This is a genomic window from Luteolibacter sp. Populi (genome assembly GCF_040801775.1).
In the GTDB taxonomy this organism is placed as follows: Bacteria; Verrucomicrobiota; Verrucomicrobiia; order Verrucomicrobiales; family Akkermansiaceae; genus Haloferula.
In genome coordinates, this window is the sequence record NZ_CP161812.1 from 2109849 (window position 1) to 2131715 (window position 21867).

Annotated in this window: 19 protein-coding genes, 1 tRNA gene and 1 pseudogene; 14 read left to right on the top strand and 7 right to left on the bottom strand. The window is 63.9% G+C overall.

The window, feature by feature from the left end; translation table 11 throughout:
- Positions 1-392 precede the first annotated feature (392 nt).
- On the bottom strand, positions 393-2168 hold the full coding sequence (locus ABWK72_RS08305; RefSeq protein ID WP_367874326.1) for a cation:proton antiporter: 1776 nt from the start codon (positions 2166-2168) through the stop codon (positions 393-395).
- A gap of 208 nt (positions 2169-2376) precedes the next feature.
- On the opposite strand from ABWK72_RS08305, the gene ABWK72_RS08310 reads away from it, so the two are divergent.
- From ABWK72_RS08310 to ABWK72_RS08330, 5 genes are all read left to right on the top strand, one after another.
- Positions 2377-4452, top strand: coding sequence for a TonB-dependent receptor (locus ABWK72_RS08310; protein WP_367874327.1), 2076 nt, complete (start codon positions 2377-2379; stop codon positions 4450-4452).
- Positions 4453-4871: 419 nt separating this feature from the next.
- Entirely contained in the window at positions 4872-5618 is a 747-nt protein-coding gene (locus tag ABWK72_RS08315) for an OmpH family outer membrane protein (RefSeq protein WP_367874328.1), read from the top strand.
- Positions 5615-6148 (top strand): RNA polymerase sigma factor, encoded by a 534-nt coding sequence (locus ABWK72_RS08320; RefSeq protein WP_367874329.1) that lies wholly within the window; start codon positions 5615-5617, stop codon positions 6146-6148. The genes ABWK72_RS08315 and ABWK72_RS08320 overlap by 4 nt, the downstream gene beginning before the upstream one ends.
- Before the next feature lie 3 nt (positions 6149-6151).
- Entirely contained in the window at positions 6152-6508 is a 357-nt protein-coding gene (locus ABWK72_RS08325; protein ID WP_367874330.1) for a hypothetical protein, read from the top strand.
- Between the two features lie 134 nt (positions 6509-6642).
- On the top strand, positions 6643-7500 hold the full coding sequence (locus ABWK72_RS08330; protein WP_367874331.1) for a sugar phosphate isomerase/epimerase family protein: 858 nt from the start codon (positions 6643-6645) through the stop codon (positions 7498-7500).
- A gap of 201 nt (positions 7501-7701) precedes the next feature.
- On the opposite strand, the gene rnc is transcribed toward ABWK72_RS08330, so the two are convergent.
- Both rnc and ABWK72_RS08340 read right to left on the bottom strand, forming a co-directional pair.
- Complete coding sequence (gene rnc / locus ABWK72_RS08335; RefSeq protein ID WP_367874332.1) at positions 7702-8397, bottom strand: ribonuclease III; 696 nt, start codon at positions 8395-8397, stop codon at positions 7702-7704.
- 64 nt (positions 8398-8461) lie between these two features.
- A tRNA-His gene (locus ABWK72_RS08340) sits at positions 8462-8536 on the bottom strand.
- Between the two features lie 116 nt (positions 8537-8652).
- On the opposite strand from ABWK72_RS08340, the gene ABWK72_RS08345 reads away from it, so the two are divergent.
- Positions 8653-8922, top strand: coding sequence for a Smr/MutS family protein (locus ABWK72_RS08345; RefSeq protein ID WP_367874333.1), 270 nt, complete (start codon positions 8653-8655; stop codon positions 8920-8922).
- Between the two features lie 119 nt (positions 8923-9041).
- Here the strand turns inward: ABWK72_RS08345 and ABWK72_RS08350 are convergent, their stop codons facing one another.
- On the bottom strand, positions 9042-9566 hold the full coding sequence (locus tag ABWK72_RS08350) for an ATP:cob(I)alamin adenosyltransferase (protein ID WP_367874334.1): 525 nt from the start codon (positions 9564-9566) through the stop codon (positions 9042-9044).
- A 191-nt stretch (positions 9567-9757) separates the two neighbouring features.
- Between ABWK72_RS08350 and ABWK72_RS08355 the strand changes: the two genes are divergently transcribed.
- Together ABWK72_RS08355 and ABWK72_RS08360 are read left to right on the top strand one after the other, a co-directional pair.
- Positions 9758-10510: a 7-carboxy-7-deazaguanine synthase QueE gene (locus ABWK72_RS08355; protein WP_367874335.1), complete on the top strand. Its 753-nt coding sequence runs from the start codon at positions 9758-9760 to the stop codon at positions 10508-10510.
- Positions 10511-10584: 74 nt separating this feature from the next.
- Positions 10585-10971, top strand: a complete 387-nt coding sequence (locus ABWK72_RS08360; protein ID WP_367874336.1) for a hypothetical protein — start codon at positions 10585-10587, stop codon at positions 10969-10971.
- Between the two features lie 556 nt (positions 10972-11527).
- On the opposite strand, the gene ABWK72_RS08365 is transcribed toward ABWK72_RS08360, so the two are convergent.
- Positions 11528-12334 carry an EF-hand domain-containing protein gene (locus ABWK72_RS08365; RefSeq protein WP_367874337.1) on the bottom strand — a complete coding sequence of 269 codons (807 nt, stop codon included), beginning with the start codon at positions 12332-12334 and terminating at the stop codon, positions 11528-11530.
- Between the two features lie 143 nt (positions 12335-12477).
- Between ABWK72_RS08365 and metF the strand changes: the two genes are divergently transcribed.
- On the top strand, positions 12478-13383 hold the full coding sequence (gene metF, locus ABWK72_RS08370; protein WP_367874338.1) for a methylenetetrahydrofolate reductase [NAD(P)H]: 906 nt from the start codon (positions 12478-12480) through the stop codon (positions 13381-13383).
- Between the two features lie 87 nt (positions 13384-13470).
- On the opposite strand, the gene ABWK72_RS08375 is transcribed toward metF, so the two are convergent.
- Complete coding sequence (locus tag ABWK72_RS08375; RefSeq protein ID WP_367874339.1) at positions 13471-15153, bottom strand: hypothetical protein; 1683 nt, start codon at positions 15151-15153, stop codon at positions 13471-13473.
- Between the two features lie 115 nt (positions 15154-15268).
- Here ABWK72_RS08375 and ABWK72_RS08380 point away from each other — a divergent pair, with 115 nt between their 5' ends.
- The 3 genes from ABWK72_RS08380 (at position 15269) to ABWK72_RS08390 (ending at position 19636) form a co-directional block, all read left to right on the top strand.
- Positions 15269-16045 carry a ScpA family protein gene (locus ABWK72_RS08380; protein WP_367874340.1) on the top strand — a complete coding sequence of 259 codons (777 nt, stop codon included), beginning with the start codon at positions 15269-15271 and terminating at the stop codon, positions 16043-16045.
- A 321-nt stretch (positions 16046-16366) separates the two neighbouring features.
- Complete coding sequence (locus ABWK72_RS08385) at positions 16367-17512, top strand: hypothetical protein (RefSeq protein WP_367874341.1); 1146 nt, start codon at positions 16367-16369, stop codon at positions 17510-17512.
- Between the two features lie 87 nt (positions 17513-17599).
- Positions 17600-19636, top strand: coding sequence for a metallophosphoesterase (locus ABWK72_RS08390; protein WP_367874342.1), 2037 nt, complete (start codon positions 17600-17602; stop codon positions 19634-19636).
- Between the two features lie 368 nt (positions 19637-20004).
- Here the strand turns inward: ABWK72_RS08390 and infA are convergent.
- Positions 20005-20217, bottom strand: a pseudogene (gene infA, locus ABWK72_RS08395) (translation initiation factor IF-1); the annotation flags it as partial.
- 273 nt (positions 20218-20490) lie between these two features.
- On the opposite strand from infA, the gene ftsY reads away from it, so the two are divergent.
- Both ftsY and ABWK72_RS08405 read left to right on the top strand, forming a co-directional pair.
- Positions 20491-21342 carry a signal recognition particle-docking protein FtsY gene (ftsY, locus tag ABWK72_RS08400; protein ID WP_367874343.1) on the top strand — a complete coding sequence of 284 codons (852 nt, stop codon included), beginning with the start codon at positions 20491-20493 and terminating at the stop codon, positions 21340-21342.
- Complete coding sequence (locus ABWK72_RS08405; RefSeq protein ID WP_367874344.1) at positions 21342-21863, top strand: hypothetical protein; 522 nt, start codon at positions 21342-21344, stop codon at positions 21861-21863. The genes ftsY and ABWK72_RS08405 overlap by 1 nt, the downstream gene beginning before the upstream one ends.
- Positions 21864-21867 lie beyond the last annotated feature (4 nt).

The following is a 21867-nucleotide window of genomic DNA, read 5'->3' on the forward strand; positions in this document are numbered from 1 at the left end:
GGGTTCAGAAGAATGCGGATGGACCCGCGACGCAACGGGTTTTGAGAATAACGAAACGCGGAGGCGCGGAGGTCGCCGAGAAGAGCGCGGTGGAAAGGCAAAAGTGGGAAGGTCATCAGCATCTCAGCGACCTCCTCTGCGACCTCTGCGCCTCCGCGTTTCGTTCGCTCCAAAAACCCTCTCCACCAGAAAAGCTTACGGCCGGCACGGGGGTAAACCCAAGAAACCCCGTGCCGGCCGTATTTTGATCGGCTGCTACAAACTGGAGTGAAGAAACCCAAGAAATCACTCCGCTCGCCACAGCCTATGTAGGTTTAATAGTAGCGATGGCCGTGCCAATTCACGCTCCAATTTATGGAAAAATCGTCACATTGGAAGTGACGAAAAGGCTTTCATGAGCGCTTCGCATCGTTCCCGCCGTTTTCCTTGCTGTCCACGATTGCCAGCACGTCTTCGTCGGAAAGGTCGATGCGCTGGTAGACGCTGCGCGCGGCTTCGATCATCGCCACCGCGGTCTGGCGCTCGTCGTGGATGACCTCGATGCCAAGCGCTTCGAGCTGCTCGATCTCCGCGGCAAACTTCGCCCGACCGAAAATGACGATGCCCGGATTGTGCTCGCGGACGATCGGCACCGCGGCGGTGGTGAGTTCCACCGCGGGGAAGGTGAAGGCCACCATCCGCGCCCGGCCGATCCCGGCGAGTTCGAGCGCTTCCGGGTGCGAGGCATCGGCGAAGAGCACCGGCTGGCCCGCGGCCTTGAGCGCACGCACGGTGTCCGAGTTCAGCTCCAGGACCAGAGTGTCCACGCCACTTTGACGCAGTGCGTCATTCAGCGCGCGTCCCACCGGTCCATAGCCGCAGATCACGGCATGGTCGGAGAGTTCCTTGATCTTGATCGTCGGCGTCAGATTCTCGGATACAGGCTTCTTCTTCGCCTTCACCAAACCGGACATCTCCAGGATTCGCGCCGCCGAACCGCTGCCGCGCATCAGCAGCGGCACCACCGCCATGGTGAGCGCCGCGCAGCTCAGCAGCAGTTGCTGGGTCGAGGGGTCGGCCGGCCGGTAGTCAGCCGCCTTGCCCATCAGCACCAGCGAGAACTCGCCCGAGCTGGAGAGCGCCGCACCGGTCAGCAAGGCGGGGCGCAGCGGCAGCTTGAAAAGGCGCGCGACATTGAAGGCGATGGTGCCCTTCACGACCAGGATCAGGACGCTGAAACCGAGAATCCTCAACCAGTCTGCAGCCACCACGCCGAGGTCGATCTGCAGGCCCACCGAGACGAAGAAGATCGCGAGGAAGAGATCCTTGAAGGGCATGATGTCCGCCATGATCCGGTGCCGGTAGATCGACTCGCTCACGATCAGGCCCGCGGCGAAAGCTCCCAGCGCCGGCGAGAGACCGAGCAGCGCACCCAGCACCGCGACCCCGGCGCAGAGCGCCACCACCGCCAGCGTGAATAGCTCCCGGCTCCGGGTCCGCGCCACCGCATGCAGCAGCGGAGTGATGCCGTAGCGCCCCAGCAGCAGCGAGCCGCCAAGGAAGAGAATCCCCTTCCCCACCGCCAGCAGGATGCCCCCGGCGATCGAGTCCTCGCCCTTCCCGAACATCGCGGGCAGGATCAGGAGGAACAGGATCACCACGATATCGTCGAAGAGTGCGATCGCCAGCGCGGTTCTAGCGCTGGGGTTATTCGGCTGGCCCATGTCCTGGAAGGACTTCATCGCCACCGCGGTCGAGCTCAGGGCCACCGAGACCGCCAGCACCACCACCTCCGCCGGCGGGCGGATGCCGCAGGCCCAGGCGATTCCCGCACCGATCGCCGAAATCGTGCCGACCTGAATTCCCCCGCCGATCAGCGAGACCCGCCACAGGTGCTTGAACTCCGCCAGCGAGAACTCGATCCCGAGCGTGAACATCAGCAGGATCACCCCCATTTCCGCCAGGTGGGAGATCACCCCGTCCATCTCCGTCGTCTCGGTCCCGAAGGATCCGAGCAGGGAAGTATTGGCGATGATGACCCCGCAGATCAGGTAGCCAACCAGGAAATTCTGCTTCAAGCGATAGAGCAGCAACGACATCAGCACCGCCATGAACAGCACCATGCTGAGCACCCCGAAGAGCGGCGAAACGTCTGCCGCACCCGCGGCAAGGACTGGGAAAGCAAGCATCGTCGCAGGTTTTCCCGGCATGCGGGCAGCCCGCCAAGGAAAAAGGCCCCTATGAGGAAATGAGGGTGGTTTTTGGAATCGTGATCCAAGGCCCGACTTCAGCAAAACGCCTCCAGACTACACCGGCCTTTTTAATACTGTTGCATTATACTTGCGTTTGTAAATTAGAAGCGATGAATCGAAGCCGCAATCCGATCCACCGCTTCCCATGAAAAGTTTCCCCACTTTCGCGATCACCTCCCTCTCTTTCGCCCTTCCCGCTTTCTCCCAGTCCCGCGATCTCCTTCCCGTCACTACCTTGGACGAGATGGTCGTTACCGGCTCCCCCGAAGCCCGTAGCCTCTTCGAGCAACTCCAGCCCGCCACCGTCCTCAAGGACCGGGCCCTGCTCCTGAACCTCCAAGGCACGCTCGGCGAAACCCTGGCCCGCGAGGCCGGAGTCAGTTCCACCTCCTTCGGCCCCGGAGCCAGCCGCCCGATCATCCGCGGCCTCGGTGATGACCGCGTGCGTATCCTCCAGAACGGCACCTCGATCCTGGATGTCTCGAATGTCAGCCCGGACCACGCGGTCGCCTCCGATCCCCTGAGCATGTCCGCGATCGAGGTCGTGCGCGGCCCGGCGACCCTGCTCTACGGGCCGAATACCCTTGGCGGCGTGGTCAACATGATCGACGAGCGGATTCCCACGGAGCGCTTCGAGGACAAGTGGCCCAGCGGGAATTTCAGCAGCGCCTTCGGCTCCGCGGATGATTCGGAGGCCTACTCCGGAGGCCTCACCTTCGGCAAGGGCCCGCTGGTCTTCCACTTCGACGGCTTCAGCCGCGAGACCGAGGACCTGGCGATTCCCGGCTTCGCACGCTCGGCCCGGCTGCGCGCCACCTCGCCGCTGGCAGCGGGCGAGATCGAGCCCTACGGCATCCTGCCTAACAGCGCGACGGAATCCAAGGGCGCGGGCCTCGGCGCTTCCTATGTCTGGGACAAGGGCTACTTCGGCCTTTCCTACTCCGGCGTGGATTCGCTCTACGGCACCGTCGCGGAGCCGGACGTGACCATCGATCTCCGCCAGCGCCGCTGGGACTTCCGCGGTGCCTTCCACGAACCGGCGGCGCGGATCAAGGAACTCGAATACAAGTTCGGCTACACCGACTATGGCCACACCGAGTTCGAAGGTGCCACGCCCGGCACAGATTTCCTGATCGAGGGCTACAACGGCCGCGTGGAACTCCAGCACGCGAAAGCCGGCCCCTTCGAAGGCACCGTCGGCTTCGAGACCCGTCATGATGAATTCTCCGCGCTGGGAGCGGAGGCCTTCCTGCCCACCGTCGACAACGACGTGAACTCGCTCTTCATCTTCGAGGAAGTCCCCTTCGACAAACTGCGCCTGCAATTCGGCGCGCGCTACGACCGGCAGGGCAACGAGACCGAGCCGAATCCCGCCTTCGGTCCGGGCATGGAGCGGACCTTCGATGCCTTCAGTACTTCCGCCGGCATCGTCTACAATCCCGTGCCGGACTACGCGGTCGCTCTTTCGCTCGCCTACACCCAGCGGCCGCCGACCTATGTCGAGCTCTTCGCCAATGGCCCGCACGTCGCCACCGGCAGCTACGAGATCGGCGATACCTCGCTCGATACCGAGGATTCCATCTCGATCGATCTCTCGGTGAAGAAGAAGGCCGGCCGCGTCACCGGCAGCGCCGGGGTCTTCTATTACCGCTTCGATGACTTCATCAGCCTCTCGCCCACCGGCACGGACTTCACCGATCCCGACAGCGGCGACGTGCTCCCGATCTTCGCCTACGAGCCCGTGGGTGCCGATTTCCACGGCGGCGAGGTCGAGGCCACCATCCATCTGTTAGAACCGGTGGCAGCGGAAGCGGATGCGAAGTCCCCGGTCTCCGCGAGCGGGCAGCGCCTCGATCTGACCCTTCGCGCCGACTACACCCGCGCGGAGAATCGCGATTCCAACGAGCCCCTGCCGCGCATCCCGCCCTTCCGCACGCTCGCCGCGCTGGACTATGAATGCGGTGCCTGGTCGGCCCGTCTCGAAGGCCAGTATGCCGCGCACCAGGACCGCCACGATGCGAACGAACTGCCGACCGATTCCTACCTCCTGGTGAATGCCGCGCTCGGTTACACCCTTGAACTTGGCGATACCAAGACCTCCTTCTACCTGAAGGGCGTCAATCTCACCGACGAGGAAGCACGGCAGAGCACCTCCATCCTCAAGGACATCGCGCCCATGGCAGGCCGCGGCATCGTGGCCGGCGTGCGCACGGAGTTTTGAGGCCCTGTGTGAAACTCGTCATCATCGATCGATGTCCCCTTTTTGCGGCGCAGCCGCTTTGGAGTGCGGCGAGCATCGCCGCTTTCCTGCGGGTTGTCCCGACAGATCGCCATGTTGAATCCACCGAGTCAGTGCTCCCTTTCCCGAAATCCCAGAACACGGGAATCCGAGAGAGAGCGCAGCGTGGGGTCGGAGCGACCGGCGCTTTTGACCGGCGGATGCAGGTCGACGAAGAGGTGAATTCAACGCGGCGGTCTCCGGCTGGCATCGCCCTAAAGCGGCGATGCTCGCCGTAGTCCAAAGCGGCTGCGCCGCCCTCGTGGGGAAACGGATCGTGACATTGGCAAACCTGACGGGGTGCCAAAATTTTTCGACCGGCCGCGAGGGCTATCCACCCCCACAGGCGTTGAATGGATGAAATGCCACGCCATCGCACCCCCATCTTGCTGCGCAGCCTCGCGCTTGGCGCGGTCGCCGTCTGCCTCCCGGCTTGCAATCGCAGCAAAACGGTCGCCGCCGCCATGCCGGTGCCGCGGGCCGAAAGTCCGCCTCCAACGTCCAGCCAGCCACCCGCCCTGCCTTCTGCCGAATCCCTCCCGCGCCTGAAGATCGCGACGGTGGACATGATGCAGGTCTTCAAGGAATACCACCGCACGATCACCGCGGCGAAGGATCAGCAGGCGGACATCGTGCAGGTGCAGCAGGAAAGCGACGCGCGTCTCGAAGCGATCCGGAACCTGCAGACGAGCTTGGAAACCCTGACCAAGACCATGTCCGATCCCGCCATCTCCGACTCGAGGCGGCAGACTGCGGCCGGGGAGCGCGCCACCAAACAGCAGGATGCCATCGCCCTCGAACGCGAGCGCCGCGATTTCCTGGAACGACGGCAGAGGGCGCTTCAGGAGAAAGGTGGCGAACGGATGAAGGCTCTTTTCGAGGAGATCCGGATCCTGGTCGTCGAGAAAGCCCGGGAAGAGGCGCTGGACTACGTGGTGGACAAGTCCGCGGCCACTTCCTCGCAGATCCCCTTTTTCCTCTACACTCCCGATAGCGCGGACATGACCGGCGAGATCATCGCGCATCTCAACCGCGATTCCCCCGCGGCTGCCGGGGAAAGCAATGCTCGCGCCGCGCCCGACCCCATGCCAGAAACCGAAGATCGATGAGCGGGGAAACCGCCAAGCTCACCCAAGGCCTGACACGCTGCGACGAAGCCGCGTGGCGCAGCTTTCATGCCCGTTACTTCGGGTTCCTGAAAGCGCTGGCACTGGCACGCGGGGTCCCTGCCTGCGAGGCGGAGGAGGTCGTCCAACGCGTTTACCTGCGGGTGCTGCGGCATGCCAAGGTGATCGAGACCGAGCCCGCTTTCGAAGCATGGCTGGCCTGCCTCACCCGCTGCGAGGCGATCGACTCGGCGCGCCGCATCCACCGCCGCACCTGGCTGGGCGAACGCTTCCAGCAATGGCAGGCACAGCGCCGGGAAGATGGCCCGCCCATCGCCGACGAGCGGCTGGAGAATGCCCTCCACACCTTGAGCGAAGACGAGCGCCGCCTGCTGACCCGCCACTACGTCGATGGCTGGACCCAGGACGAACTGGCCGCGGCGCAGGCCACATCTGCAAAAGCGATCGAATCCAAACTCGCCCGTCTGAGACGCCGGGTGCGCGGCCTGATGGACCACCCCGATGCCGCCTGAACCATGAGCCCGCCCGACCCGATTCTCGAGAGCCTGCTGGCCGCCGTCAGGCAGACGAAGCGCCGCCGGCAGGCACGCCGCGCCGGGCTGGCCGCCGCAGCTTGCGTGCTGGCAGCCGCCGCCTTCCTGGGGGTCCCGCGGCCCGGCGCGAAGCCCCTCGCCGCAGTTCCGGCAGAGCCACTCCCGGCTCCGGTTTCGGAGCCAGCACCGGCCAGCACCCTCGCGATGCTGGTCTGGCAGGACGGCCTGCCCTGCTTGGAAGAACTGCCGGCGGAAGACCTCGGGCTGGTGGAATTCCAATTCGGGCTGGAGCCGGTCATCGCGTATCCGGATGCCTTTTGGAAGGATCCTTGGAACTAGGCCGCCCCCCGCTTTGGAGGGAGTGTCATGAAAGGCGCTTCACCCGGCCCGGCGGCCTGATCTAGCTTGCCTGTAGCAATGTCCGCGGAAAGACCCGCAGCGCCGCGCACGTTCCAGAACCCCACTAGCCAACCATGAAACGCCGTTCTCTCTTCACGATGGTCCCCGCCGCCTCCGCCCTGCTCGCCCTGCGTTCGCACGGCAAGCCGATCGAGCCAAGCGCACTGACCTCCGCCGGATTCGCCATCTCCGTGCAATGCTGGTCCCTCAAGGAATTCACCCTTTGGGAAGCGATCCAGATGTCCGGCGCCGCGGGAGCCACCGCGGTGGAAGTCTTCCCCGGCCAGAAGATCGGCGGCCCGCTCGGCGATACCAAGCTCGACCCCTCGCTCTCCGACGAGAACATCGCGAAGCTGCTCGCCCACGCCAAGGAGAATGGCGTCGCACCCGTGAACTTCGGCGTGACCGGCATCTCCAAGGATGAGACGGAAGCCCGCAAGACCTTCGAGTTCGCCAAGAAGCTGGGCTTCTACGGAGTCACAACCGAGTCGCTCGACGCGCTCGATACCCTTGAGAAGCTCGCCAAGGAATACGACATCAAGGTCTGCTTCCACAATCACCCGAAGCCCACCGCCATGTGGGATCCCGACAAGACCTGGAACGCGATCAAGGACCGCCACGAGAACATCGGCTTCTGCGCGGACATCGGCCATTGGGCTACCTCCGGGCTCGATCCGCTGGAAGTGATCAAGAAGATCGGCACGCGCGTGCGCTCCTTCCACATGAAGGACCGCGAGAAAGTCGGCTCCTGGAGCCACGACCGCCCCTTCGGCACCGGCGTGATCGATAACTTCGCCATCCTCGATGAAGTCCGGAAGCACGGCTTCGCCGGCAACGTGACGATCGAATACGAGCACAACTGGAAGGCCAACCTTCCGGAGATCGCCCAGTGCGTGGGATACCTCCGCGCCTACTCGAAGCTCAAGGCCTGAAAGCTTCACTTGCCGGACCGGGAAGTCGCTCGCGCAGCGGCTTCCCGCGCCCGTGCTGGCGAAGGCAGGGACCGCTCTCCGAGCGGTCCGGCTGGGGGCGTGCCCGCCACCCCTCATCGTGCCCAATGAATTATCGGTGCCCCCATCAGCCTGACCTTTCGGAGAAAGGTCCCTGCCTTCGGCGGTGACTCACCGGGCCCTCTAGGAAGCCGGAGTCTTCTCCCACACCCGGGCGCGCAGGGCCTCTCCGGCCGCGCGGGCCTCAGCCTCTTTCTTGCTCTTGCCCTTGCCGACGGCGAGGATCAGGCCCTTCCATGAGACTTCGGCTTGGAAGACCTTGCGGTGATCCGGGCCGCTCTCGCCGAGGACGCGGTAATTCGGTGCCTGGGGTGAGATGGCCTGCAGGCACTCCTGGAGTTCGCCCTTGGGATTGCGCTCTTCCGGGCTGCTGGCGAGCGCCTCGATCTCGGATTGGAAAAGGCGCAGCACGAGATCGCGCGCGCCGGTGTAGCCGCTGTCCAGATAGACCGCGCCGATCAGGGCCTCGAAGCCATCGGCGAGGGTCGACATGCGCCGGCGGCCACCGGTGGCTTCCTCGCCCTTGCCGAGCAGGACGTAGCTGCCGAGGTCGATGGTCAGGGCAAAGCGGGCCAAGGCGCGGCGGGAAACCAACTGCGAGCGCAGCTTGGTGAGGCGGCCTTCCGGGAAATCGGGGAACATCCGGAAAAGGTCCTCCGTGAGGATCAATTGCAGCACGGCATCACCCAGAAACTCCAGCCGCTGGTTGTCGAAATGCGGACGCTGGGACTCGTAGGCGAGACTCGGATGGGTCATCGCTTCGGCAAGAAGAAGCGAATTGCGAAATTTGTATCCGAGGCGGCTCTCGAGACTTTCCATGGCACACGTGCCGCTTAGATCCGCCTCTTCGAACCGGAACAACCAATGTTCCCGAAAAAAGAGGTGGGGTGACCGACGGGACTCGAACCCGCAACAACCAGAATCACAATCTGGGGCTCTACCATTGAACTACGGCCACCATTTTAACGGCGGGCGGGAGAACTAAGCGAACAGTGCCCTCTTGCAAAGCCAAAAATACAAGGCAAGTGGAAGACCCCGCGGCGCGTCCCGCAATGCCCCTAACAACCCGATCCAATGAGCGAGGAACCGCACCGCATCCCGATCACCCCGGAACTGGACCTGCACACTTTCCGCCCCGCGGAGATCGGCGAGCTGCTGCCGGAATACTTCGCGGAATGCCTGCGCGAGGGCATCCGCGGCGTGCGGGTGATCCACGGCAAGGGCACCGGCAGCCTCCGCGAGGGCGTCCACGCCCTGCTGCGGCGCCTGCCGGAGGTGCAGGAATTCCACTATCCCGCCGCAGATGGCGGCTGGGGCGCGACCTGGGTGGTGCTCAAGAAGTAGCCCGGCTCTCCAGAGCTGGGAACGAGCGATCCCCCCAAATCCTGACGCTCCCAATACTAATACGATCTTCGGAACGGGCGGACGCTCCCAGTCGCGGCTCTGGAGAGCCGAGCTACTTCTCAAGCCGTCCGCGCCAGGATCCACAGCAGGTCCGAAAGGCGGTTGAAGAACAGCCGCAAAACCTCCGGGACCTCCTCCCCACCCTCATGCAGTTCCAGCACCGCCCGCTCCGCCCGCCGCGCAACGCTGCGGGCGAAGTCCATCCCGGCACGAGCCATCGAATGATCCGCGCCCGGTCGCGCCCAGTCCTTGAAGACAATCCCGCGGGCCTCGAAGTCATGGGCCGTGGCCGTGACCCAATCGAGATCCCCTTGCCCCACCGCCGAGAAGCCGGCCTTGGCATAGCGCTCCTCGTCCCCGGGCAGGCAGGCGAAGTGACCCATCAGGCCGATCAGCAGCTCCTGCACGCGCCCGATGATCGGCTCGACTTCCGCATTCGCCCCGGCGGCGCGGGCCAGGCCGAGGGCGGCATTCAGTTCATCGACGGTGCCGAGGACACCGATGCGCCGGGAGGTCTTGGCAATGCGCCGGCCGAAGAGAAGGTCGGTTTCCCCTGAGTCGCCGCGGCCGGTGATGATGGACATGGAGAAAATCACTAATCACTAATCTTCTAATCACAAATCAAAGTGGCGCTGCGCGAAGAAGTAGGGCGCTGCCGCGTGAGACAGAACTTCCGAACGGCACGACCGACGCGAAGCGCCCTTCCCACCTCTTCCCGCGCAGCGGCAGACCGATTTATGATTGGAAGATTAGTGATTAGTGATTTCTTCCCGCCGTGCTCCTCGCCCGCCTCAACGACGGCCCTGAGATCTTCTTCACCCTCCAGGGCGAAGGGGTTTCCGCCGGCTTACCCGCGATCTTCGTGCGTTCGTCGCTGTGCAATCTCCACTGCCGCTGGTGCGATACCGACCACACCTGGAACTTCGAGGGCACGCCGTGGAAGCACGACAAGGATGCCGACCCCGCCTACCGCAAGCACCGCAAGGCGGAGGTCACCATCGAGGTCCCGCCCGCAGAAATCGTGGACCGGGTGGCCGCCTACCCGTGCAAACGCGTGGTCATCACCGGCGGCGAACCTTTGATCCAGCAGGAAGCATGGCTGGAGATGATCCGCGGCCTGCGCGTGCTCGATCCTGCCTACGTTTTCGAAGTGGAGACCAATGGCACGCGCCTCCCCACGCCGGAATTCCAAGCAGCGGTGAACCAATTCAACGTCTCGCCGAAACTGGCAAATTCCGGAATGGAGGAGAAACTCCGGATCGCCCCGCGAGTGCTGGAAACCCTCGCCGCGGAGCCGAAGGCGTGGTTCAAATTCGTGGCGGTGGAGGATGGCGATATGGACGAGATCCTGGCGCTCTGCAGCCGCTTCCAGATCCCGCCCGAGCGGGTGCTGCTGATGCCGGAAGGCCGGACGGCGGCGGAGTTGGACCGGCATGCCCCGGCAGTCGCGGCACGCTGCCTGCTCAATGGCTGGCGCTTCTGCGACCGCCTGCACGTCCGTCTCTGGGGCGACAAGCGGGGAGTTTGATCCGGAGGCGCGCAACTTTTCGCTCGCTTGCCGGTTCCCCACTCCAGAAACTGCCCCCTGCTCCTCCACCCACCATGAAGCGCGAACCCTCGGACATTGAAAAGGATCCCGTTTGGGAACTCCTGCGGGAAAGCTCGGCCCAACGGCCCAGCCCGTCCTTTGCTGCCAATGTGGTGCGCGCCGCCCGCTTGGAAGGCCAAGCGAAGCCGTGGTGGAAGACCTGGCTGATCCCCGCCACCGCGGGGGCCACGCTGGCCGGAGCCGCGGCTTTGGTCGCCGTCGTGATCAGCTTCCAGGCTGGTAGCCCGACAGGTAGCAACAGGCCGGTGGCAAACCGCGAAGCTCCTTCCGCTTCCTTGGCCGACCTGCAGGACACCGTGGAAACGGAAGTCTTCCTGGCCGCCTCCGACCATCTCGGCGACTACACCGACGACGAACTGGTCTCGATGATCGGATTCTGAGGTTGAGACAAGGCCGAGGTCGGGCGGAGTTTCTCGTTCTCATTCCAACAAGAATCGAGGGCCAAAAGTCCGACCTCCGGTCGCGCCGCTGGCTTCCTGAATCGACAGCTAAGGCCCCGCGGCTTAAAGTTCTCCGATCAAGCGCCGCAATTTTTTCCTGTTCTTCGGGTTCCTTGCATTCATCACCGCGACTTGGCTCGGCTGGTGTGCGCGACCGTTCTTGCTGAAGCCGAAACTCAAATACCTCGGTTCTGTCCTCCCGGAGGCTCGGGCTGACATCGAACCGTATTTAGCCACGACCAGGCTATTTGACAGGACGCCTTTCAATTGCCCTCGGTACTTGGCCTATTTGCTTGATCCCCTCCGCGACCGGATGCCACGGCTTGAGGTTCACACGGACTCAGCAGAAATCATCGTCTCGCGCCGGGATGCTAGCGGCGTCCTTCAGTTTACTTTCCGGCGCGACCACGTTGACAACGTTTGGCGCCCGGAAGAGACCTCGGCTACCATGTATTGATGCGGACAGACATCGTCACCGACACAGACCCGCCCTACCTCAAGCCTCCTCGGCCTGCTTCTTCTTCGCCTCATCCTTCGGCCGGTCCGGCTTCTCGGAAGGCGGCGGCAGATCGGTGGCGTCGAGCTTGAGATCCTTGTTCTTGTCGAGCTCGTTGAAGCGCTCTTCCTGCTTGTCCTCGCCGTCGTTCTTGACCCAAGGGATCTCGCGGAATTCGGCGAAGTTCAGGGAACCGTTGGCGTCCTTGTCGTGATCCCTCACCAGGTCGAGCAGGTTCCTGCGGCCACCCTTGCCGTCGCGACCATCGCGGGCCCCCTCACGACGGTCCTTCGCCGTCAGGAATCCGTCGCCATCGCTGTCCATGCGCTTGAACATCCCCTGCTGGCGCTCTTCCGGCAGGCGCTTGACCCATTCCAAGGTCTTGAACTCGGCGAAGTCGATCTTCCCGTCCTTGTTGGCGTCCGCCTGATCGAGCGGGGGCATTCCGCCCGGACCGCGCTGCTTCGGCATCTCACCCGGGCCGATCCGGCCATCGCCGTCCTTGTCGAAGCGCTTGAAAAGCTCGTTCCGTTTCTCTTCGGAGAGGCGGCCCGGGCGCTCCATGGCGGCGAATTCCACGGTCGAAATGAACCCGTCACCATCGGTGTCCGCCTTCTTCCAGGCTTCCATCATCCGGCGCATGCCGTCCTTGTCCTTGCCACGGGGGCCCTTGGGTCCGCCGGGGGGCTTGTCGCTGTCCTGCTGCGGGGCGGGGGAGGGAGGGGCCTTGTCCTCCGGCTTCATTTCTTCCGCGGGGGCCGTGGCGAGCGTGAGGAGGGCGAGCCAAGAATATCGGGCGGCAATCATGGGTGGAAGCGAGGAGAGCTTAGGAACTTGCAGGCGGCCTGCGAGAGGGAAAACGCCCGCAAGCCGGGGAAGTTGCGATGCTGCCGGGTTTTTTGCTCCCACCGCCAGCGCCCCCGCGCCATGCTGACGGCGCTTAGAAGCGCATGCACATTCGCGATATCCTGAACCGGCGCCGCCCGTCCTTTTCCTTCGAGTTCTTCCCGCCCAAGACCGCCGCCGGGGCTGAGGATCTGTACCGGACCATCGTCGAGCTGGAGCCCTTCGACCCATCCTTCGTCTCGGTCACCTACGGGGCCGGCGGCAGCACCCGTGAGATGACGCACGATCTGGTCCTGCGGATCAAGCAGACCACCTCGATCCCGCCGGTCCCGCATCTCACCTGCGTGGGCCACAAGGAAGAGGAGATCGCCGAACTCCTGCGCCGCTATGCCGATGCCGGGGTCTGCAATATCCTGGCGCTGCGCGGCGACCCGCCCCGCGATTGGCCGGACTACGATTGGTCCGACTGCGATTTCCGCTACGCCTCCGATCTGGTGGCCTTCATCCGCCGCTTCAATGAATCCGGCGCGCATCCCGACCCGCGCGGCTTCGGCATCGGCGTGGCCGGCTTCCCGGAGGGCCATCCTTCGACGCCGAACCGCCTCGTGGAACTCGACCACATGAAGGCGAAGATCGACGCCGGGGCCGACTACATCTGCACCCAGCTCTTCTTCGACAACCACGATTTCTTCGACTACCGCGACCGCTGCCGCCTGCGCGGGATCGAGGTCCCGATCATCGCCGGGATCATGCCGGTGACCTCGCTGTCCAGCATGGGCCGGATGGCGGAGCTGGCGGCCGGAGCGCGCTTCCCGGCGAAGTTGCTGCGGGCGCTGGACCGCGCCAAGGGCGACGCCGCCGCGGTCGAAAAGGTGGGCATCCATTACGCCGCCCAGCAATGCGCCGAGCTGCTGGATAACGAGGTGGACGGCATCCACTTCTACACGCTCAACAAGAGCAAGGCCACTCGCGAAATCTATTCGAGCCTAGGTCTGGCTAGTTTGAAGTAAGAGGAATTGGGAGATTGAGGAATTGAGAGATTGGGTGGATTCAATACCCAATTGCCCAATCTCATAATCGCCAATTTCTTCTAAAATTCAGCGCTTCTCGCTCAGCTCCTGGAGCTCGTCCGCCTGACGCCGGGTGATCTCGTAAATCGTGCCTTGGATCGGCACGTCGAGGCCGATCCGGTTGTTGCTCGGATTTACCGGGAATCCCTGGCGCAGCGCTTCGGCGGAGTCGAAGGCATCGGGCAGCAGCGAGATGGTGAAGCCGCCCTCGTAGCGGATGCTTTGCGAGCCCTGCTTCAGCTTCTGGTCCTCCAGCACGCGGCCGGTGGTGCTGGCAGCGAAGCGGCTGAAAATCGCCCCCTCCCTCTGCTCCTCCTTGGTGGCGGCACCCGCCTTATCGAGGGTCAGAACGTCCTTCTTGTTCTTGGCATCCCCCCCGGAGGCTTGCTTTGGATCGACGGCGAAGACCCCGCCGCCCACCGGCGCGTCTTCCGCGGTGTCTTCCGGGATCGTCGCCTTGAGCATGCCCTGCAAGGTGATGAGAAGGTCGATTTTCGGCTCGACCTCTTCGGGCGTCGGATTCGAGGCCGTGGGCCTGACCGGCTTCACCCTCACCAGGTCTTCCGCCCGCACGTCCACCCGCGATAGCACCACCGCCCCGCCACCGGACTTCAGGTGAAAGGTGCCGCGGTTCAAATCGAGCTTCCGGTAGTTGTGATAGATGTCCAGCGATCCCAAGCGCTCAAGCAGGTGGAACTTGTCCCGCAGGCTGACCAGATTCCCGCCGCCCAGCACCACGTCACCCTCGAGCTGGACGCCGTCCCGGGAATTCGTCGAGCCCGAGAGCTTGAATTCCCCGGAGATCACGCCCTCGACAAAGGGATGGACCGATTCCGGCATCAGGCTGGTGAGTTCCACCTTCGAGAGCTCCACCTTGCCGCTCAAGACCGGCTTGTCACCGCCCACCGCTTGCACATCGACGAACTTCACCGTGCCGCCGCCGGCCTTGAACTCGCCCTTCACGAACTTCAGGCCTGTCGGCGTGCAATCGACCACGAGGCTGGTGATTTCCATGCCCTTGAGCCAATTCTGCGAAAAAGTCCCGCCGGTGAATTCGAGATGCCAGATATCGCCGGAGGGAGTGGCCTTCATGCGGCTTTTCTCGATCTTGCCGGCAGTGCGGCCGGAGTAGCCCCAGCGCACCGTGGCTTCGTCCACCTCGATCGAGGAAAAGCTGAATTCCTTCCAGTCCTTGAACAGGGCGGCACCCGCTTCCTTCGCTTCGGCGGGCGTTTCGGCACCCGCCCTGACGTTGATGTCCATCCACTTCGCGGACAAGTTGCCGGCTTCCCAGGTTCCCGTAAGGCCGGCCATCATGCCCATCTTGAAGCGGACATTGCCGGCGTCGAGGGTGTGGAAAAAGCTGCCCTTGCCGCCTTCGGCCCCGATGCGGCGGATCTGGGCGTCGCCCTGGGTGCGCGAAAATTCCAGCACTTTGGCGTCGGCAGCTCCCAGCCCCTCCTTGATGCCGGTGGTCAGGCCTTCCACGAAGGAGGGCGATCCGACCCGCTTGACCAGGATCACCCCGAAGCCGCCGGCGGCCACGACCAGGGCGATGAATACCTTGAATCCCAGCCGAAGCAGGTGATTCATGGTCATCGCCCAGCCGCCGCCACCCGAGATCGAGTGCCGGAGCTGGAACCAGAAGCCTTGGCTGGCGATCCACTGGCTCAGCTTCTGATTAAAAGACTGCGTCTGCTCGGCCTCCATAATTTGTACAAAGGCCTCCCCCCGGGAGGCGCGGAATTACAATCCCACAGTCCCGCCGGTTGCGAGTGCAAATTTCCCCTTCCCCGCCGCCGGTCCATCCCCTACCTGTCCGCCCGTGGACGCAGCCGAGTACAAGGTCAGACTGGATATTTTCGAGGGCCCCCTCGATCTGCTGCTTTACCTCATCAAAAAGGACGAGGTGGACATCCACAATATTTCGATCACCCGGATCACCGCCCAGTATCTCCAATACATCGATACCTTCCGCCTGCTGAATATCGACCTGGCGGCGGAATTCGTGCTGATGGCGGCGAACCTGATGTATCTCAAAAGCCGGACCCTGCTGCCGCGCCAGGAGCAGCCGCCGGAGGAGGATGCGGAGGAAGATGACCCGCGCTGGGAACTGATCCGGCAACTGATCGAGTACAAGAAATTCAAGGATGCCGCAGGTTTCCTGAGCCTGAAGGAAGCCGAGCAGGAAGGGGCCTTCGCCTTCCAGCCGGAGAAGCCCGACCTGCCGGAAGAGCCCGTTTCGCTGGCCGAGGTCTCGATCTTCGACCTGATCCGCGCCTTCCAGAACGTGCTCAAGCGCTTCGAGGAATCGCACGATCTCGGGGACATCGTGGACGACCGCTACACCGTGGCGGACAAGATCGAAATGCTGCTCTACCGCTTCGTGCCGGGCGAGGCCGCGCGCTTCGATTCGCTTTTCGAGACCGCGACGACCAAGGCCGAGGTGATCGTGACCTTCCTGGCGGTGCTGGAATTGATGAAGATGAACCAGTTCGTGCTGCGCCAGAAAACCCTGCTCGGAGATATCGAGATCGAGCGCCGGCTGCATACGGCCGCACACGTCGAGGAGGGCGAGGAAGAGGAGAGCGTGGCGGGGTGAGGGGCTCGTCACCTGAATTCCCGTGATGCTTTACGGACGGCTCTTCCGCTGGGAGCGCGGAGCCACCGGCCCGCAGAACGGTCCCTCGCTGCCTTTGTCACGAAAAGGCACGCAGCCGAGCGACGGCGCTTTCCGTTCTTACCACGCAATGGGTAGCGCTGACTAGGCTGCTTCTGCGGGGCAGAGCCTCCGCGGTCCCGGGCGCCGACAGCGTCTATCTTTACAAGATATGGGCTACGGAGCGGCATTCTTGACCGATTCCCCCGGCGCGCCTGCGGGTTTGCGCAAGACGGCAGCCCCACCGCCGTGTATCACGCTGCGATGACTATCTTCAGATGGTGCGCGATCACCGCCAGCCTCGCGCTCGCCGGCAATGCCGCCAATGAAACAGCGCGGCCCAAACTTCAGATCCTCAACGGCACCACCCAGCCCGTGGACGTCTTCTGGATGAAGTCCCCCACCGAGCGGGTCCCGAACGGTTCGGTCGAGCCGGGCAAGGACACGATCCTCACCACCACCCTCGGCCACAAGTTCGTGATCGTGGGCCGCGAGGTGAAACACGAGGCAACGGTGAGCTCGAAGGTGCCGATCCAAGCCTACCGCTTCGATCCGGACAGCAAGATGGGCATCCCGGCCTTCTACACCCAGCGGACGGATGTGCGCGGCTTTCCGATCGTGGCCTCCGCCAAGGTGAATCCCTTTGCGCTGAAGGAAGCCGCCTTCATCTGCGATCTGATGCTCCACAAGCGCCAGGACGTTCTGGAGGCGATGGTCCAGAGCGGTGCCCGGCTCTGCATCATGGCGCATGACGAATACACCACCGACCTGCCCGAATTCATGCGCATGGGTGGCGAGCCGATGCCCGGCTTCGAGAAATTCTCCGGCAAGGACTACTGGGATACCCGCGCCCGTGGCCTCGGTGGCAGCGAGGAAGATCCCCTCTGCACTTGCGCGGAGGAGAACGTCCTCGGCTTCGAGGGCGATCCCTACAAGACGGAGTGCATCCTGATCCACGAATTCGCGCACAACATCCATCTGCGCGGGCTCAACAACGTGGATGCGACCTTCGATACCCGGCTCAAGGCCGCCCATGCCGCCGCGATGAAGGCCGGACTCTGGAAGGGCAAATACGCCGCCACCAACCACCACGAGTATTTCGCGGAAGGGGTGCAGTCGTGGTTCGACAACAACCGCGAGAACGATTCCGACCACAACCACGTCAATACCCGCGCCGAGCTGCTGGAGTATGATCCGGGGCTGGCGGCGATGTGCCGCGAGGTCTTCGGCGATACCGAGCTCAAATACACCAAGCCGGCGACCCGCTTGACCGGCCACATGGAGGGCTACGACCCGGCGAAATCCCCGGCCTTCGTCTGGCCGGAGCGCCTGAAGGCCGTCAACGACGCCATCCGCGGGCAGGCGCGGACGCGGGACGAGAAGGCGAACGCGGCCCCTAAGGCAGAATAGGACAGCACGGGTTCGTGACTTTTTCGTGGCTCCTTCTGCATTCCGCCGGGCTGGCCCCGGTTGCAGATTTCCTGCCCACGCCACGTCATGATCCTTCGCTTTGCCACGCTTTTCCTCGTCACTGCCGGAGTCCTCGCCGCCCGGGACACCGCTCCCGCGGAGCCCTCCGCACTGGGAGCCACGCCGAATCCACCCGCGGTCGCAGGGCCGGGCAATCCGCTGGGATTGCGAGCCTGGGTCCTGGAGTCCGTGGACAAATACAGCGGGCACGCCGGGCTGGGCGAGTTGCTGCGCCGCGCCGGCTTCCACGTGGAGCCACTGCCGCTCGACCGCCCGCCCTACGTGAAAGGCAGCGATGCCGCGGGGGACGTGGACCTCATCGCCATCGGTTCCTTCGCTTCCAACAGCAAGGCCTACAAGGACTACATGGCGGCGTATGCCGACGATCTGGACGACTACATCGACCGCGCCGGGCTACTGGTCCAATTCGCCCAAGCGGATCAGGACGAGAAGAACCCACCCTTCCTGCCGGACACCCAGGAGGGAACACGGGATGACCGGGACTTCCCGGCTTCGATGATTCTCGCGCCGGCGCACCCGCTCCTGGCGGGCATTCCCACCACCGATGGCGGAAGGTCACTGGCCTTCGAGCTGACGGAGGGCGAGTCATGGTTCAAGAAGTGCGTGCAGTGGGAGTCCTTCAACCGCTTTCACGGCTTCCAAGTCCTGCTGTCCGGCGATGCCCAGGCGCGGGCACCCGGGCTCATGGAGGGGGCCTACGGGCAGGGCCGGTTCTTCGTTTCCGCGCTGGGGGTGGACAAGATCCTGGACCCGGCAGGCACGGAAGTCGCGCCACCATCCCTGCGCGCCTTCAACGGGCCCTTCTTCCGGAATCTCTACAGCTACGCGGGCTTGGTCCGGGACCTCAAGACGCCGCCGCTCGCGCTCACCCCGCAGCCGGGCACCTCGCTGGTGCCGGATGGCGGCTGGACCCTGGTGCTGCTGCCGGACACCCAGATCTACTCGCAGAACTTCCCGGGAATCTTCGACGCGCAGACGGCCTGGATCCTCCACAACCTGCGCCCGCGGAACATCCGCTACGTGCTGCACCTGGGCGATATCGTGAACGTGAACTCGATCCCGGAATGGGTGAACGCGCGCCGCTCGATGGGTATGCTCGATGGCAAGGTCCCCTACGCGCTGGTGCCGGGCAACCATGACTACGGCCCGGGTGGCAATGCCGCGACCCGCGAGACCTACCTGAACGACTATTTCAAGGAGGACTACTACAAGACCTGGCCAAGCTTCGGCGGCGCGATGGAGCCGGGCAAGATGGACAATACCTATCACCTCTTCGAAGCCGGCGGCGTGAAGTGGATCGTGATCGCCCTCGAATGGGGCCCGCGCGACAGCGTGATCGAGTGGGCGAACGGGGTCATGGACAAGCATCCGGACCGCAAGGGGATCCTGATCACCCACGCCTACATGAACAACAACGACCTCCGCTACGACCACAAGGACATGGTCAATCCGCAGGCCTACAATCCGCACCAATACAAGACGCCCGGCCCGGTGAACGACGGCGAGGAGCTGTGGCAAAAGTTGGTTAAGAACCACGACTTCGTGCTCACCTTCAATGGCCACGTGCTCGGCGACGGCACCGGCTACCGGGTGGACCACAATGACATCGGCATGCCGGTTCACCAGATTCTGGCGAACTACCAATTCCGCAAGCTCGGCGGCGAGGGCTACTTGCGCCTGGTGGAATTCCAACCGGACGGCAAGACGGTGAAGGTCCGCAGCTACTCGCCGATCTACGACAACAACCTTCTGGAGAGCGACCAGGACTTCTCCTTCGAACTCCCGCTAGGCGCCAAGGACAGCGATGGCGACGGCATCCTCGACTATTGCGATGCCGACCTCGACGACGACCGTGACGGCATCAACAACCGCGGCGAGTATATGAAGCATGGCACTTCCACCTCGGCCGCGGACACGGACGGCGATGGCCTGGGCGATCCGCAGGAGATCGCCGCCGGCACCGATCCCCTGGACAGCGACCGGAAGGTGATCGACGCCGCGGGGAAGGCGGATGCCGATACCGCGCCGAAGAGCGCGAAGTAGGGAGCTTGGGTCTCCGTTCGTGACAAACGGCAGACTCGGTCGTGCCGGCTGGCTGCACGCAGTCCACGGCGGCGTAGCCGCGGAAGGCATACTGGGAGCGCCGTGGCACCGCCCGGCAGAGTGGTCCCTGACTGCCGTTGCCATCCTCCGATCTGCAGCATCGCGACGGCGCTATCCATTCCATCGGCGTGATCTCGCGGGGTCGCCAGGGTGGCTTCTGCCGGGCGGTGCCGCGGCTCGCCACACCCGGTGCTCCGCCTTTGCAGCAGGCTGCGTCGGGGCAAACGGAAACGAGCTAGCCGGCTCCGGAGAAAGGGAGGCTTTCACGGCGAAAGCTTCCCGGCGGCTGGGAAGCCGCTCTCTCGGCCTCACCCCAGCCGATACGTGATCCGCGCTTTCGAAACGTCGTAGGGCGACATTTCCATCTTCACCTTGTCGCCCACGACGAGGCGGATGAAGCGCTTGCGCATTTTGCCGGAAATGTGGGCCAGCACCTCGTGACCGCTCTGCAATTGCACGCGGAACTGGGTGCCTGCGAGAACGGAGGTGATCGTCCCTTCGACCTCGACGGATTTTTCTTCGCCGTCCGGTCCGAGCTTGCGCGCCCGCGGTCCGCGCGATCCGCGGTTACCTCCTCGTCCTCTGTATCCTTGACTCATGAATAAAATGCCCGCGCCAACCGGCGGGGCATGACGATTGATCCTCAAGCGGCCCTTCCATTCAACTGCAAAAACTCGCGAATGCAGGTCACAGCTTCGTCAAGGACCGCAAAAGCGGGCATTTCGCGGCAATCCACCCCTGCCGCAACGGCGCTTGCCGCCCCCCGCCCCGCCCGCTAGAACCGCCGCCTCTCCATGGCCGGCTTCTTCAAATCCCTCTACCACAAGATCGCGAACAAGGCGGAAGTCGATTGGGACGAGCTGGAGGCCGATCTGGTCGCCGCCGATCTCGGGCCCAAGCTGGCGATGAAGATCATCGAGGATTTGCAAGGTCTGGGCCGCCAGGTCTCCGCGGAGGATGTGATCGCGTCCGCCCGCCGCCATGTATCGGACCGCTTGCCACCGGACTCGCCGCCGCTGCTGCCGCGGATGGATGGCAAGCCCTTCGTATTCCTGGTCGTCGGCATCAACGGCGTCGGCAAGACCACTTCCTGCGCGAAGCTGGCGCATTGGCTGCAGCGCCGCGGCCAGCCGACCGTCCTGGCCGCCGCGGATACCTTCCGCGCCGCCGCCGTCGAGCAACTCGAACGCTGGGGCCAGCGCCTAAATATCCCCGTGGTGAAGGGCCAGCCGAATGCCGATCCTTCCTCGGTCTGCTTCAATGCCCACCAGAAGGCGATCGCCGATGGCTCGAAGTATCTGATCTGCGACACCGCCGGGCGGCTCCACACCCGCCACAACCTGATGGAGGAGCTGTCCAAGATCAAACGCACCCTCGCCAAGAACGACGAGACCGCACCCCATCTCACGCTGCTCGTCGTCGATGCCACCACCGGTGCCAACGCGCTGCAGCAGGCGAAGGAATTCCACAAGGCCTGCCCGCTCGACGGACTGATCGTGACGAAGATGGATGGTTCCGGCAAAGGCGGCGTGGCCGTGGCGATCTACGAGCAACTCGGCGTGGCCCCGCGCTATCTCGGCACCGGCGAGGAGCCGGAGCAGTTCGCGCTTTTCAACAGGCAGAGTTTCGTGGATGAGATGCTGTAGTGCGTCTCCTCCTATTTCTCCTCTTCATCGCGCTGCCTTTGACGGCTTGCCGTCGGCCCACGGTCATTAAACCGCCGCCGGCGCCGGCGAACACGCTAGTCGATGGGACCTTCATCTCCTCGGGCGGAAGCTGGTTTTATGCTGAGAAAAACACCACCGCGACCTTGAAGGTGGATGTCAGAGGCCCCCGGGTGGATTGGAATTACAACTACGCCAAGCGCAATTCCTCCCGGAGCAGCGGCAGTAGCGGAACCGGCTCGCAGATGAATCTGAGGAGTTCTTCCGATCCATGGTTCATCTACGTGGAAACGCCGGATAGCCTGTGGCTCTTCGATGGTGTGGACAACCTCACGCACGCGATCTCGACGCGCGGGGCTCTCACGTGGAATCAAGCGATCAGCCTCGGCCAACTCGAGCCGGACCGCGGGCGGATTCCCCCAGCGATCATTCCGCGCCTACCTGCCGAACTCCAGAAGCTGGTGCCGCCGGGGGACGCGCAGCGCAAGCGGCCGAGCCTCTAACCAG

Excerpts from the sequence above, each read along its gene's own strand:
- ABWK72_RS08360 (WP_367874336.1), top strand. The coding sequence starts at position 10,585 with ATGAAGCGCGAACCCTCGGACATTGAAAAGGATCCCGTTTGGGAACTC.
- ABWK72_RS08310 (WP_367874327.1), top strand. The coding sequence starts at position 2,377 with ATGAAAAGTTTCCCCACTTTCGCGATCACCTCCCTCTCTTTCGCCCTT.
- ftsY (WP_367874343.1), top strand. The coding sequence starts at position 20,491 with ATGGCCGGCTTCTTCAAATCCCTCTACCACAAGATCGCGAACAAGGCG.
- ABWK72_RS08350 (WP_367874334.1), bottom strand. The coding sequence starts at position 9,566 with ATGTCCATCATCACCGGCCGCGGCGACTCAGGGGAAACCGACCTTCTC.
- ABWK72_RS08345 (WP_367874333.1), top strand. The coding sequence starts at position 8,653 with ATGAGCGAGGAACCGCACCGCATCCCGATCACCCCGGAACTGGACCTG.
- ABWK72_RS08315 (WP_367874328.1), top strand. The coding sequence starts at position 4,872 with ATGCCACGCCATCGCACCCCCATCTTGCTGCGCAGCCTCGCGCTTGGC.
- ABWK72_RS08365 (WP_367874337.1), bottom strand. The coding sequence starts at position 12,334 with ATGATTGCCGCCCGATATTCTTGGCTCGCCCTCCTCACGCTCGCCACG.
- ABWK72_RS08325 (WP_367874330.1), top strand. The coding sequence starts at position 6,152 with ATGAGCCCGCCCGACCCGATTCTCGAGAGCCTGCTGGCCGCCGTCAGG.
- rnc (WP_367874332.1), bottom strand. The coding sequence starts at position 8,397 with ATGGAAAGTCTCGAGAGCCGCCTCGGATACAAATTTCGCAATTCGCTT.
- ABWK72_RS08390 (WP_367874342.1), top strand. The coding sequence starts at position 17,600 with ATGATCCTTCGCTTTGCCACGCTTTTCCTCGTCACTGCCGGAGTCCTC.
- metF (WP_367874338.1), top strand. The coding sequence starts at position 12,478 with ATGCACATTCGCGATATCCTGAACCGGCGCCGCCCGTCCTTTTCCTTC.
- ABWK72_RS08330 (WP_367874331.1), top strand. The coding sequence starts at position 6,643 with ATGAAACGCCGTTCTCTCTTCACGATGGTCCCCGCCGCCTCCGCCCTG.
- ABWK72_RS08375 (WP_367874339.1), bottom strand. The coding sequence starts at position 15,153 with ATGGAGGCCGAGCAGACGCAGTCTTTTAATCAGAAGCTGAGCCAGTGG.
- ABWK72_RS08385 (WP_367874341.1), top strand. The coding sequence starts at position 16,367 with ATGACTATCTTCAGATGGTGCGCGATCACCGCCAGCCTCGCGCTCGCC.
- ABWK72_RS08305 (WP_367874326.1), bottom strand. The coding sequence starts at position 2,168 with ATGCTTGCTTTCCCAGTCCTTGCCGCGGGTGCGGCAGACGTTTCGCCG.
- ABWK72_RS08320 (WP_367874329.1), top strand. The coding sequence starts at position 5,615 with ATGAGCGGGGAAACCGCCAAGCTCACCCAAGGCCTGACACGCTGCGAC.